Origin of the sequence: Actinorhabdospora filicis, from assembly GCF_030269765.1 — a bacterium.
GTDB classification, from domain to species: domain Bacteria; phylum Actinomycetota; class Actinomycetes; order Mycobacteriales; family Micromonosporaceae; genus Actinorhabdospora; species Actinorhabdospora filicis.
The window spans coordinates 935,595-947,842 of record NZ_BSTX01000001.1 but is presented as its reverse complement, the minus strand read 5'-3'; the positions used below and the strand labels follow the sequence as shown (position 1 = coordinate 947,842).

The window sequence follows — 12,248 nt, the reverse complement described above, 5'->3', positions numbered from 1 at the left end:
ACCGCCTCCTTTGCTAAGTTAGGTCAGGCTAACCTAAGCATCGAACATCCGTCGAGGAGGAGGAACCGGGTGAACCAGTCCAGGCCCAAGGTGCGGCTCTCACGCGCTCTCGGGATACCGCTCACGCCCAAGTGCGTCAAGTACTTCGAGAAGCGCCCGTACCCGCCGGGCGACCACGGTCGCGCCCGCCGCAAGGCCTCGGACTACTCGGTGCGGCTGCTGGAGAAGCAGCGCCTGCGGCATCAGTACAACATCGGCGAGCGCCAGCTCCGCCGCGTCTACGCCGAGGCCGTGCGCAAGCCCGGCAAGAGCGGCGAGAACCTGGTCACGCTGCTGGAGCGCCGCCTGGACGCCGTCGTGCTGCGCTCCGGGCTGGCCCGCACCATCTACCAGGCGCGCCAGCTCGTCGGGCACGGCCACATCGAGGTCGACGGCCGCAAGGTCGACATCCCGTCCTACCGGCTCAAGCCGGGCCAGGTCGTGGGCGTGCGGGAGAAGAGCCGCGCCAAGCTGCCCGCGCTGACCGCCGCCGCCGGTGGCTACGCGCCGGCGAAGACGCCCGGCTACCTGTCGGTGGCCCTGTCCGACCTGCGCGTGACGCTGCTGCGCGAGCCGGAGCGGGCCGAGGTGCCGGTGCTGTGCGAGGAGCAGCTGGTGGTGGAGTTCTACTCCCGCTGAGTCTTGATCCGGAGAACAGAAGGGGAGCCCCGGCCACAGGGGGCTCCCCTTCTTATTGCGCCTTGAGGGCCGGTCAGGCGGCGGTTCCGCCGTCGACCGCGATCGCCGCCCCGGTGATGTAGCTCGCGGCCTCGGAGGCCAGGAAGGCGACGGTGCCCGCGATCTCCTCCGGGCGGCCGTAGCGTCCCAGCGAGGTCAGGCCGCTCTGGTACTCGGCGGAGGGGCCGTCGGCGGGGTTCATCTCGGTGTCGATCGGTCCCGGCAGCACGATGTTGGCGGTGACGCCGCGGCCGCCGAGGTCGCGGGCCAGGCCCTTGGTCATGCCGATCAGCGCCGACTTCGTCATCGTGTACAGGGTCAGGCCGGGGCCGGGCGACCGCAGTGACGCGGTGGAGCCGATCGAGATGATCCGCCCGCCCTGCCCGAGGTGCCGGATCGCCGCCTGCGTGGTCACCACGATGGAGCGGACGTTCACCCCGATCAGGTGGTCCAGCTGGTCCAGCGGGAGGTCCTCGAAGGCGCCCATGGTCGCCACGCCCACGCTGTTGACCAGGATGTCGAGGCCGCCCAGCTCGGCGACCGCCGTCTCCAGGACCGCCACGGACGCCTGCGCGTCGGCTGCGTCGGCGCGGTAGGCCTTCGCCCGTCCGCCCTTGGCCGCGACCTCGGCGACCACCGTCTCGGCGCGCTCGGGCGAGCCGAGGTAGGTGAAGGCGACGGTGGCGCCCCGCGAGGCCAGTTCGGCGACGATGGCGGCGCCCATGCCGCGGCTTCCGCCGGTGACGAAGGCGATCTTGCCGGTGAGGTCCATGCTCATGGTGAGTCCTTACGTACAGGGGTCATTGACTTGCACCCCTCAGAACACCGCCCTCCCCGGAACGGTTGCAGTGTCGGCGATCCGACACCTGACCTGCGACATCGTCCCGGCGTGCCGCTATCGTGGTCGCAGCCGGAATTGTGACGAGCGTCGCAACTCCGGTGACGTTCCGTCCCGCCGGGAGCACCCAGTGTCCACGTCGGACGGTGTCCGTGGGTCGGCTATGCTCCGTCGGCCCCGTGTTTCCCTTAGCGCAAGGATCGACGACGTGAGTGCTGACGCCATCATCGAGGCGTACCTGAAGGACACCGAGGACGGCCTGCGATGCAGACGTGCCGGGACCCTCACCGTCAACAGTGGACAGCTCTATTTCTTCGGGCCCGACACCGAGGACCTGGACGGCTACTTCGGCGGAACCGAGGGCTCGCTGCCCAAGGGCGACTGGCCCGTCTACGTCGTCATGGAGCCCGGTGAGGACGCCATCGTCCGCATGGTGCTGGTCCTGTTCGGCAAGGGCGACCCGGTTCGCTTCGAGTGGCGCCAGCACGGCCCCACACACCTCGACGACGGCGGCAGCCTGGTCGCCTTCAGCCCCGAGTGGACCGACTGGGAGCCCGACGTCGACGAGGCCCTCGATGAGGCCGGCGGCATCGACCTGGAGGACGGGCCCGCCTACCGGCCGGTGTTCACCGTCGACTCCGGCGACACCGTCCTGGTGGTGAACGTGCAGTCGGACCTCTTCTACCCCTACGAGGTCTTCGACGCCGATGGCGAGCTGCTCGCCGTGCTGGTGAACTTCACCGACGGCGACGCCCCCGCGCACTGACGTAGCGCTACGGGGCGCGCAGCTCCACGTCCTCGCCCGCCGCGATCGCCTCGGCGGTACCGCGCCAGCTCCCGCCGGTCACGCCCGCAGAGGCCATCCGGCGGGTCAGCTCGGCCTCGATCTCCTCGACGGACCGCTTGCCGTGCGTCTCGGCGACGGCGTCGATGATCGCGCTCAGCCGCTCGGCCACACCGTGGCCGAGCTTGCGGGCGGACTGGCGGTCGGTGCTGACGCGGGAGGACTTCTTCTTGGGCGGCACGGGTCCATCATCCCTCACCACGGGCGGAGCCGCCGGGACGTGACGCGGGCCCGGCGCGGCAGGGGCTTCCCCGCCGCCCACCACGACACCGCCAGGGACGCGCAGGCGGCGACACCGGCGGCGATGAGCCCGATCCGGTTCGCGTCGTCCCTGGCGGCGGGCGCGCCGAGCGACCAGCCGAAGAAGGGCGCGGTGTAGGCCGCCGCGACCAGCACGGGCGATCCGAGGACGGCGAGGGCGCGCCCGCGCGGCAGGACCCGCTGGAACCAGGCGGCGAAGAAGCCGCCGATGGGCAGCACCAGCGCCAGCAGGAGGCTCGCGCGGCCCTCCACCCAGGCGCCGTAGCCGGTCCCGAACACCAGCACCGGAACGATGAGCAGCGGCCAGGCGATCACTCCCGCCCCGCCCCGCCGCGAGCCCGCGCGCGCGGCGATGACGACGCCGCCGACGATGGCCGTCAGGAGCGCGATGGCCATGCCGTTGTTGCCGGGCACGCCGGTGGCGGCGGCGAACGCGCGCAGTGCCAGCGGCCGGATGGAGGGGCCTTTGGGCACGTCCACCGCGACCCGCCGCCACGTTCCGTCGGCCTCGCGCACGGCCAGGCCCTCCACGCCGTTGGCCACGATGACCTGGTGGCCGCCGGGAACGGCGCGCACGAGCAGATCGGTGCTCACCATGAGCGGCGCGTCCCGTCGCGTGTAGAGCTCGTGGCGCGCGGCCAGGAACTCCCAGCGCGCGGGCGGGACCTCCCACGCCATCGCCCAGGTGGCGCCGCCGTCGAGGGTCTCCTCGACGCCGAGGAGCGCGCCGCCGCGCGGGATCTCGCCCTGCCGCCCGTCCCACTCGGGCAGCCGGTCGCTCACCCGGTAGCAGTGCCGGGCGTCGGCGGGGTCGCAGCCCTCGGGCCGGGCGGCCTTGAGGGCGTCCTCGACCCGCGCCCACTCGGTCGTGAAGCCGGCCGGTTCCGCGCGGCCCGCCACCGTCCAGCGCGTGAGGTCGGGGCTCACCACCGTGCCGAAGGGCCCCGAGACCGCGATGCCCTCGGGCGTCTCACGCACGTGCAGAGCCGCGTCGGGTATCGCCGGGGCGCTCGTCGCCGCCGTGGCCACCAGCGCGAAACCCAGCGCGGCGAACAACCGCGCCCGCCGCGCCCACGCGTCCGGCACCGGCCTCACCCGCCCGGCCGCCCACCACGCGAGGACCACCGCCGGGAGCGCCACCAGGTCCGAAGGGTCGCGCAGGACCACGCCGCCCCACGCCGCCGAGGCCGCGGCCGCGCCGGCCACCGTCGCCTTCACCCACGCGAACCCGGCCGCCGTCACCACCGGCGCCGCCCAGCGCGACACCCGCAGCGGCACGCCCACCAGGCCCGCCATGGCGCCCAGCAGCGCCGGGAACATCACCATCCCGGCGACGTCGCTCAGCTTGCCCGTCACCGGGCCGGGCCACGCCTGCTTGAACACGTGATCGTTCAGGTACAGCACCGCCGTCGCCGCGACGGTGACCGGATGGGCGACCCAGCACAGCGCCCTCACCGTGTCCTCCGCCCGGCCCAGCGCGCCACCTTGACCGTCACCGGCAGCAGGACGACCGTCGTCGCCGCGCCCAGCACGACCGCCGCCTTCATCGTCCAGAGCGTCCCCGTCACGTACAGGCCGTACGGGACGGCGTGCGCGACCGCGGCCACCGTCCCGGCCAGGCCCGCCACCGCCGCGCGGGGACCCAGCAGCGAGAACACCACCGGCAGCAGCAGCGAACCGGCCACCAGGACCATGATCGCGGGGAGACCGTCGGCCGTCAGGCCCACCAGCGGCAGGGCCGCCGAGCACAGCACGATGCCCGCCCGCACCGGCGCCACCAGCCGCCGCGCGCGCCACAGCACGACCGCCGCCAGCAACGTCACCACGATGAAGGCCAGCAGCGGCGGCCCCGGCCAGTGCGTGATGTCGAAATCGTAGGTCAGCGGGTGCGGGCTCAGCCTCAGCCCGATCCGGCCCTCGATCCGCACCTCGACCCGCTCCCACGTGCCGTCGGTCTGGCGGACCAGCAGCCCGTCGGAACCATCGGCGACGAAGACCCGGAAACCGTCCTCGACCGGCACCACCGCCAGCGAATGACTGACCATGCCCTCCGTGCCGATCACCGACGCGCGCTCGATCGCGTCCCACCGCTGCGACGGCAGCCCCCACGACGTCGTCCACGTCAAACCGTCGGTGGTCTCCTCCACGCCCAGATCGCCGACGTCGCGGCGCGGGCTCTCCCCGGCCACCCGGAAGCAGTGCGAGGGCTCACTCGGCACGCACGCCGACCGCGTCCGCCGCGACAGCATGTCCGGCAGCGCGGGCGGCTCCTCCGCGTCGAGCACCCAGTTCCCGAGCCCGTCGGGACTCGTCGCGACACCGAAGGTCCCTTCGAGCCTGATCCCCTCCGGCCCGGCCGAGACCACGATCACCTCATGCGGCTGCGGAGACGACGTCGCCGCCGTCGCCAGCACCGCCAGCCCCAGCCCCGCCACGACACGGACACGCGAAAAGGTCTCCACCGCGAGCGGACGGCACCGCCCCGCGATCCACCACGACAGCACCAGCGCGGGCAGCGCCAGCAGATCCCACGGATCGCGCAGCACCGTCCCCGACCACACCGCCGACGCCACATCGGCGCCCACGTCGGTCAGCTTCACCCACGCGAACACCACCCCCGTCAGCACCGGAGCCAGCCACCGCACCGGCAACCGCGGCACCGCCAGCCCCAGCACCACCGCCAGCAGCGCCGGAGCCACCACCAGGCCCGCGACGTCACTCAGCTTGCCGGTCACCGAACCCGGCCACGCCGGCTTCAGGACATGGTCGTTCACCAACAGGACGACGGACGCGGCGAACACGGCGGGGTGGGCGGCCCACCGGATCGCCGCACGGGCACCGGACATCAATCCAGTGTCGATGCCATCGGTCACACCCCGATCACGTCCCGAAGACGGCTTGAACCCATCGCCCCCGCCCTCGCGGGCACCCGGTACCGTCGGGCCAGCCACCGCCGACCGACGAGGTGACCGACACGTGAGCCACCGCAAGCCGTCCCGACCGCTCGCCGTGCTCGCCGTGCTCGCCCTCGCGCTGGCGGGCTGCGCGTCCCCGGCGGCCACCCCCGCGGGCGGCTCACCGACACCGGGCCGGGCGGGCGACGGGCCCCTCGCCGGGATCACCGTCGCCATCGACCCCGGCCACAACGGCGGCAACGCCGAACACCCCGAGGTCATCGACGCGCAGGTCGACGTCATCACCAAGAAGAAACCCTGCGACACCACCGGCACCGAAACCGACGACGGCTACGCCGAGCACGCCTTCAACTGGGACGTCGCCGCGCGCCTGCGCGAACTCCTGGAAGCCCAGGGCGCCACCGTCCTCATGACCCGCGCCGACGACAACGGCGTCGGTCCCTGCATCACCGACCGCACCGCCACCACCAACAAGGCCGACGTGGCGGTGTCCATCCACGCCGACGGCGGATCCAAGGAAGGACACGGCTTCCACATCATGGAGCCCGTCCTCATCAAAGGCCACACCGACGACATCGTGCAGCCCTCACACGAACTCGCCCTGGCCATCCGCGACGCCTACCAGGACGGCACCGGCCTCTCACCCGCCAACTACATCGGCGACCACGGCATCAACCCGCGCGACGACATGGGCGGGCTGAACCTCTCCGAGGTCCCGAAGGTCATGGTCGAGTGCGGGAACATGCGCAACAAAGGCGACGCCGACAAGCTCACCGACCCGGGCTGGCGGCAGCGCGCGGCGCAGTCCCTCGCCGCGGGCATCACCGCGTTCCTGAAGCGCTAGGGCCGCACCACGACGTCGGCCCGGCCCCGCGAGGCGGCCACCAGCGCGGCATTGCGCTCGTCCGAGCCGTGCGCCCACTCCCGTGCGGCCTCCGGGGACTTCCCGTACACCCGGTGCCGCTCGACCAGCCGCGCCAGGCGCAGCCCGTCCTCGACCTCGACGTACCAGGACTCGTCCAGCAACGCCGCCACCCCCGCGAACGGGCCCTCGTCCAGCAGCAGGTAATTGCCCTCGGTCACCACCAGCGGCACCCCCGGCGGCACCGGGACCGCCCCCGCGATCGGCTCCTCCAGGTCCCGGCGGAACTCCGGTGCGTAGACCACGGCCCCGCCCGGCTCCCGCAGCCTGCGCAGCAACGCGACGTAACCGTCGGCGTCGAACGTGTCCGGCGCGCCCTTCCGCCCGGCCCGCCCCAGCCGCGCCAGCTCCGTCTGCGCCAGATGGAAGCCGTCCATCGGCACGTACACCGCCGCCGCCCCCAGCGCGGCCACCACCCGCCGCGCGATCGTGGACTTCCCCGCCCCCGGCGCCCCCACGACCCCGAGCACCCGCCGACCACCGGACGCCGCCAGCCGCGCCGCCCGTTCTACACACGCCGTCACCGAACCGATCACCGCAGGAGCCACCCGGCGAGTGTGCCAGGCCGAAAGACCACGACACCGCTCACCCGTTCGTGTAGTCGCTAGCAGGGGCGGGGGAGGGAACGATAATCTTCCATCGGCATGCATCATGGACCAACATGATCATGTCCGTGCCCTCGTAGCTCAGCGGATAGAGCAGGAGACTTCTAATCTCAAGGCCGCAGGTTCGAATCCTGCCGAGGGCGCTGCCTTTTCAGCGAGCGGAGCTCGCGGTGGGGGAGACTCCGTCTCCACCCACACCCCCTCTGACCTGGCGTTACGCTGGCCAGGTCGCGACCGGGTGAGCGGTCTGTGGTTTTGCGGACCGGCGTCGGCTCCGGTGTGAGTCCGGCGCGATGAGGTCACTCGTGCGGGCCCCGGTGTCCCCGGTTCCGGCGCCGGAACCCGATCGGGTGGCGTCGGGAGGCAGTGATGGTGGCCACTGTCTTCCCTAGTGCGCTTCGGGGTCGTCGCCGCTGATCGCGCGTCCGCCGTCGACGGGGAGGGTCACGCCGTTGATGAAACTCGCGGCGGGGGACAGCAGGTAGGCCACCGCGTCTGCGACTTCGGCGGCCTCGCCGATCCGGCCGAGGGGGTGCAGGCGGCGCATGTGGTCGATCGTGCGGCCGGGGTCCTCTTGTGCCGCGAGGAGTTCGCGGTAGCGGTCGGTGGCGATGGAGCCGAGGGCGACGGTGTTGGCGCGGACGCCGTGGGGGCCGTACTCGACGGCCAAGGCGCGGGTCATACCCTCGATGGCGGACTTGGCGGTGACGTAGGGCAGGCAGCCGGGGACGGCGCGCTGCGCCTGGTGGGAGGACACGTTCACGATCGCGCCACCGGTGCCCGCGGCCAGAAAGGCGCGGACGGCGGCGGCCACGCCGGTCACGGCCGGGGCGAGGTTGGCGGTGATCAGGGCGAGGATGTCGGCGGTGGGCGCGGTGTCGAGGGATGCGTCGCGGAACACCGCCGCGTTGTTCACCCAGCCGGTGAGGTCCCCGGCGAGGGCGGCGGCGCGCTCGCAGACCGCCTCGTCGTCGGCGGCGCCGGCCAGTGGGGTGACGAGAGGGTGGGGTTCCGTCCAGGCGAGGGCCTCGGCGTCGATGTCGACGGCGATGACGCGGGCGCCGTCGGCGGTGAGGCGCTCCACGATGGCGCGGCCGATGCCGCGCCCGGCTCCGGTGACCACATGAGATGGGCTCATCGACTCGACGCTAGCGCGCTGGCCGCCGGGCCCTCCACGACGTCCACAAGGGTCCGTCGGGCGCCCGTCCTCTAACGCTCCCGCGCCCACTCGTCGTCTCCCGGGCCGTAGACCACCGGGGACGGGCGGGTCGCCTCAGCGCGAACGGACCGGCCAGGGGCCGCAGCGGTGCCGGAAGCGGGCACGTCGGCAGCGCCCGCGCCGGGATCGGCTCGGGGGCGAGGAACGCCACCGGCCGCCGCAGCGGGACGGGGCCGGCGGCCGAACCGCACGAGCCGGGGAGCGGCGACGTGGCGCAGTGGCGCGGTGGGCCGTGGCGTGTGCGCGACCACATGCCTCTGGACGCACCGGTGGGCCGCTCCCGGTCCGTCGCCGCGAGGGGGGACGGTCGGTCGCGCGGGGCCGACCGTCCCCGTCCCGTCACACCGTCAGCGCGTGCCCCAGCTCCAGCATCGACTTCAGGCTCGACAGGATGCCCGGCCAGCCCTGGTTGATGCTGGCGAGCATCTCGCTGCCCGGCGCGAAGCCGTCGTGGGTGACGGTCAGCTTCACCACGCCCTCACCGGCGGGCTCGATCTCGAAGGTCACCTTCGAGATCGGCTGCTCGCGCATCTCGTCGAGCCGTCCGGCCCAGTCCGGGAAGTACTGGAGCATCTCGGGCTCGTAGTTGTGCCACGTGTACGAGAGGAGCCGGTTCGGCTCGGCGGCCAGGACGCGCTGGCCCCAGTCGTGCGCGCCGGTCTGGCCGTCCATCCGCCAGATGACGGGGGAGCCGGGCGCCCACTCGGAGGTGGGGCCGCCGCCGCCGAAGTACTGGGTGATGAACTCCGGCTCGGTGAGCGCGCGCCAGAGCTTCTCCGGCGTGGTCTGGATGTAGGTGACGTAGACGAAGGCGGTGTCGCTCATCGCGGGTTCCTCCAGTGCTCGTTTCAGGTCGGCGAGCGCGCGGACGCGCCCCAGGTTGTAGCGGCCGATCCACCGGTCGGCGATGTCGTTGATCGGCGCGGCGTTCAGGTGGTGGAACTTCTCGCGTCCGCGCCGGACGGTGTGGACGAGCCCGGCCGCCTCCAGAACGGCGAGGTGCTTGGTGACGGCCTGCCTGGTCATGTCCAGTTCGGCGCAGAGTTCGCGCAGGGTCTGGCCGTTGCGGCGGTTCAGGCCGTCGAGCAGGGCGCGGCGGGTGGGGTCGGCGAGGGCTTTGAACACCGCGTCGAATGCCGCGTCGTGGTCCATGTGGTTCCGCTCCTGACAGGCAACTGCTTGGTTGCCTATTCGATAATAGGCAACTCGAAGGTTGCCTGTCCAGGTTTCGGGGAGGATGTGGGCGGGGTCTCGGCCGGACGGGCCGGTGCCTCCCCGCACCGGCCCACCGCACGTCACGCCTGCGAGCCGACCTTCGCCGGGCCGAAACCGGTGACGACCCGGTCCAGCTCCGGCGGCCCGTCGTCCGGCCACGTCAGCGCACCCGCGTCACCCCGGCTGAACACCGCCGTCCCCCTCGACAGGTCGTGACCCACGTGAAGCGCCTCCACCTCGTAGACCGTCCGGCGCCTGCCGGTCACGGGATCGGGCGACTCACGGCCGTGAAAACTCCCGTGGACGATCACCGGGTCCCCTCTGGACACCGACGCGAACACGCGCTCGCCGAGTTCGCGCCGGGCGAGGACTCGCATTGAGAGCGTTTCGTCTTCGGGCCACGCGTCGCCGCGCGTGTGGCGGCGCGACTTGGCGGCCAACCCGAATTCCACGAGGGACGCCCCGTCGGGCGCGGAGGTGTGCCGCACCGGTTTGGTCGTCACGTCCCCGATGAGCGTGATGAAGGTTTCGAACATGACCGCTCCATTCGTCGTCCGGTCGATGCCGTCGACGATCGCGCAGGTCGGGGGAGGGCGCAAACCGGAGGCCGGTGAGCCTGTGGATTACTCGCGGGTTGTGGATAACCCGGCCGTCCGGGCGCGGATACGGCGTGGGGCACCGGAGAGATGGATGATTTCTCTCCGGTGCCCCACGCCGTTTCGCTGACCCACAATACGAATAGCCGCAATTGGACACGGCAGTCAAGTCGCAGCGCCGTAGATGTTATGCGGATGTTACTCAGATGGGGTCCCGGGACCGCGACGGTGACGGGTTTGAGCAGGAGGTTCGGTGGGCGAAGTGGACTATCCGGCGCTGGTGCGCGCCACACTCGGAGCACCGCCACGATTGGGGGACGTCCGGCTCGTCGCCGTCGACGGCGGGACCGGCGCGGGCAAGTCCACAGTGGCCGCCGGACTGGCCGCCGCGCTGGCCGCCGCCGGCCGGACGGTCGCCGTGGTCGCCGCCGACGACCTCCTCGACGGATGGTCCGATGTGGAGGGTGCGGGCTCGCGCATCCGCGACCTCGTCCTCACCCCGCTCGCCGCCGGGGCCACCGCCCGCTACCATCCCTACGACTGGCACGCCGGGCGCTTCGGCGACAAGGTGCGCGAGGTCGCCCCACCCGGCGTCCTCATCCTGGAGGGCGTCGGCGCCGGACGCGGCATGTTCCGGCCCTACCTGTCCCTGCTGATCTATGTGGACGCTCCTCTCGAACTGCGGTTCGCGCGCGTGCTCGCCCGCGACGGCGAGGAGATCGCCGGGCCCCTCCGGGACTGGATCGCCGACGAGACGGCGCATCTGGCCGCCAACGGCACGCGGGAGGCGTCCGACGTATACCTGATACCCACTGAATGTCCGGATGACCCGAAAGAAGATGTTTAGCCAGTATTTGAGAACCGAAGGTATCGAGATCCATTAGCCGGTAAGGCATCCCCGTAACCAAAACTTCCCAGGTCACGTTAGTCCACCGATGGGATCGCACACGATCCGTACGCGTCAGGCGACCGTCAGTGCGAACGGCCGGTGCGAACAGTCAGTGCGACAGTGAGTGGGGAGTCACATGATCAGCACATTGCGAACGACCTTGGCCGTGGCCGCCATCGGCGTCCTCGGCGCCCTGGCCGCCACCGCCCCGGCCTCCGCCGAGGAAGGCGGGCTCAGCATGACCGGCACGTCGACAGTGGACGGACCGGTCACCCTGCTCGTCGAGAACGTCGGCAGCCACGCCGCCACCCTCACCGGCGTCGCCGCCCCGGCCGGATTCCGCTGCGCCGACGAGCCACGGCGGCTCGAACCCGGCGCGCACGCCACCCTCACCTGCGAAAGCGACCGCGACCTGACCGGACCATCGGAGTTCCGGCTCGGCACCGTCGTCGACGGCACCGCACGCACCCTCCGCGCGGTCGTCGACCCGCCCGCGGCCTCCCACAGCGACGAGGCCGCGTCCTCGCCACTGCTCTACATCGACGTCAGCGCCGACAAGACCCAGGTCGCCCCCGGCGAATTGGTCACCTACACGATCAACGTGGAGTACCGCGGCAAGGACTTCACCATCCGCAACGTGGTGGTGCGCTCGCCCGACGTCCGCCAGTGCGACAAGGACCTCGGCGACATGCCGCCCGGTGACAAGCGCACCTTCACCTGCTCGGCCACCGCGCCCTCGGCGACCTTCACCGTCCGCGTGCGAGTACGCGGCTACGACTCCGGCGGCGGAGTCATCGCCGCCCACGACAACGACATCGTCATTCACGTAGTGCAGCACGGACCGGGCCACACGCCCACCCCCACGCCATCCAAGTCGACCGGCTCGGAATCCTCGCCAACCCCCGGCGGGACCACCTCCACTCCGGCCGGACGCGGCCCCGGCCTCGCGGTGACCGGCGGGACCGCCGTGATCCTCGCGTCGATCGGCGGGCTCCTGCTCGCCGGCGGCGCCGGACTCTGGCTCCTCGCCCGCCGCCGTCGCGCGACCGGCTGACGGACGCGGCACCTCCCGGGGACGGCCTCTGGCCGGGTCGTTCCCGGGAGGGTGATGGATGGCGATCGGGCTGCGGGGGCGGGGGGCTGGGGGACCGGCTCACACCGGCTTACCAGCTCGGCGGCTTACCGGCTCACCGGCTCACCGGCTCACGGTGCTCTGCTCATCGGCAC

13 protein-coding genes and 1 tRNA gene are annotated in these 12,248 nt (G+C 72.1%); 6 read left to right on the top strand and 8 right to left on the bottom strand.

Features of this window, described 5'->3' with window-relative positions:
• The first annotated feature begins 69 nt into the window (after window positions 1–69).
• Window positions 70–678 carry a 30S ribosomal protein S4 gene (rpsD, locus tag QSK10_RS04305; RefSeq protein WP_285661259.1) on the top strand — a complete coding sequence of 203 codons (609 nt, stop codon included), beginning with the start codon at window positions 70–72 and terminating at the stop codon, window positions 676–678.
• Between the two features lie 73 nt (window positions 679–751).
• On the opposite strand, the gene QSK10_RS04300 is transcribed toward rpsD, so the two are convergent.
• Window positions 752–1,495 carry a 3-oxoacyl-ACP reductase family protein gene (locus tag QSK10_RS04300; RefSeq protein WP_285661258.1) on the bottom strand — a complete coding sequence of 248 codons (744 nt, stop codon included), beginning with the start codon at window positions 1,493–1,495 and terminating at the stop codon, window positions 752–754.
• A gap of 268 nt (window positions 1,496–1,763) precedes the next feature.
• Here QSK10_RS04300 and QSK10_RS04295 point away from each other — a divergent pair, with 268 nt between their 5' ends.
• Complete coding sequence (locus tag QSK10_RS04295; RefSeq protein ID WP_285661257.1) at window positions 1,764–2,321, top strand: hypothetical protein; 558 nt, start codon at window positions 1,764–1,766, stop codon at window positions 2,319–2,321.
• A gap of 7 nt (window positions 2,322–2,328) precedes the next feature.
• On the opposite strand, the gene QSK10_RS04290 is transcribed toward QSK10_RS04295, so the two are convergent.
• Genes QSK10_RS04290 through QSK10_RS04280 form a run of 3 tightly spaced genes read right to left on the bottom strand, consistent with a single transcriptional unit; the run spans window position 2,329 to window position 5,506 of the window.
• Window positions 2,329–2,580 (bottom strand): hypothetical protein, encoded by a 252-nt coding sequence (locus tag QSK10_RS04290; protein WP_285661256.1) that lies wholly within the window; start codon window positions 2,578–2,580, stop codon window positions 2,329–2,331.
• A 14-nt stretch (window positions 2,581–2,594) separates the two neighbouring features.
• On the bottom strand, window positions 2,595–4,115 hold the full coding sequence (locus QSK10_RS04285) for a hypothetical protein (RefSeq protein ID WP_285661255.1): 1,521 nt from the start codon (window positions 4,113–4,115) through the stop codon (window positions 2,595–2,597).
• Window positions 4,112–5,506, bottom strand: coding sequence for a hypothetical protein (locus tag QSK10_RS04280; protein WP_285661254.1), 1,395 nt, complete (start codon window positions 5,504–5,506; stop codon window positions 4,112–4,114). Before QSK10_RS04280 ends, QSK10_RS04285 begins: the two co-directional genes overlap by 4 nt.
• Window positions 5,507–5,636: 130 nt before the next feature.
• Between QSK10_RS04280 and QSK10_RS04275 the strand changes: the two genes are divergently transcribed.
• On the top strand, window positions 5,637–6,419 hold the full coding sequence (locus QSK10_RS04275) for an N-acetylmuramoyl-L-alanine amidase (protein WP_285661253.1): 783 nt from the start codon (window positions 5,637–5,639) through the stop codon (window positions 6,417–6,419).
• Here the strand turns inward: QSK10_RS04275 and QSK10_RS04270 are convergent.
• Window positions 6,416–7,045 (bottom strand): nucleoside/nucleotide kinase family protein, encoded by a 630-nt coding sequence (locus QSK10_RS04270; protein WP_285661252.1) that lies wholly within the window; start codon window positions 7,043–7,045, stop codon window positions 6,416–6,418. The genes QSK10_RS04275 and QSK10_RS04270 overlap by 4 nt on opposite strands.
• Before the next feature lie 127 nt (window positions 7,046–7,172).
• Here QSK10_RS04270 and QSK10_RS04265 point away from each other — a divergent pair.
• Window positions 7,173–7,245, top strand: a tRNA-Arg gene (locus QSK10_RS04265).
• Between the two features lie 245 nt (window positions 7,246–7,490).
• Here QSK10_RS04265 and QSK10_RS04260 read toward each other — a convergent pair.
• The 3 genes from QSK10_RS04260 to QSK10_RS04250 all read right to left on the bottom strand — a co-directional run bounded on the left by QSK10_RS04260 (window position 7,491) and on the right by QSK10_RS04250 (window position 10,072).
• Window positions 7,491–8,240, bottom strand: coding sequence for an SDR family NAD(P)-dependent oxidoreductase (locus QSK10_RS04260; protein WP_285661251.1), 750 nt, complete (start codon window positions 8,238–8,240; stop codon window positions 7,491–7,493).
• Window positions 8,241–8,660: 420 nt separating this feature from the next.
• Window positions 8,661–9,473, bottom strand: coding sequence for an ArsR/SmtB family transcription factor (locus QSK10_RS04255; RefSeq protein ID WP_285661250.1), 813 nt, complete (start codon window positions 9,471–9,473; stop codon window positions 8,661–8,663).
• Between the two features lie 143 nt (window positions 9,474–9,616).
• Complete coding sequence (locus tag QSK10_RS04250; protein ID WP_285661249.1) at window positions 9,617–10,072, bottom strand: single-stranded DNA-binding protein; 456 nt, start codon at window positions 10,070–10,072, stop codon at window positions 9,617–9,619.
• Window positions 10,073–10,385: 313 nt separating this feature from the next.
• Here QSK10_RS04250 and QSK10_RS04245 point away from each other — a divergent pair, with 313 nt between their 5' ends.
• Together QSK10_RS04245 and QSK10_RS04240 are read left to right on the top strand one after the other, a co-directional pair.
• Window positions 10,386–10,979: a uridine kinase family protein gene (locus QSK10_RS04245; protein ID WP_285661248.1), complete on the top strand. Its 594-nt coding sequence runs from the start codon at window positions 10,386–10,388 to the stop codon at window positions 10,977–10,979.
• A 190-nt stretch (window positions 10,980–11,169) separates the two neighbouring features.
• Window positions 11,170–12,075: an LPXTG cell wall anchor domain-containing protein gene (locus tag QSK10_RS04240; RefSeq protein WP_285661247.1), complete on the top strand. Its 906-nt coding sequence runs from the start codon at window positions 11,170–11,172 to the stop codon at window positions 12,073–12,075.
• Window positions 12,076–12,248 lie beyond the last annotated feature (173 nt).

Coding starts and splice junctions, on each gene's coding strand:
- QSK10_RS04250 (WP_285661249.1), bottom strand. CDS start 10,072: ATGTTCGAAACCTTCATCACGCTCATCGGGGACGTGACGACCAAACCG.
- QSK10_RS04280 (WP_285661254.1), bottom strand. CDS start 5,506: ATGTCCGGTGCCCGTGCGGCGATCCGGTGGGCCGCCCACCCCGCCGTG.
- QSK10_RS04300 (WP_285661258.1), bottom strand. CDS start 1,495: ATGAGCATGGACCTCACCGGCAAGATCGCCTTCGTCACCGGCGGAAGC.
- QSK10_RS04255 (WP_285661250.1), bottom strand. CDS start 9,473: ATGGACCACGACGCGGCATTCGACGCGGTGTTCAAAGCCCTCGCCGAC.
- QSK10_RS04260 (WP_285661251.1), bottom strand. CDS start 8,240: ATGAGCCCATCTCATGTGGTCACCGGAGCCGGGCGCGGCATCGGCCGC.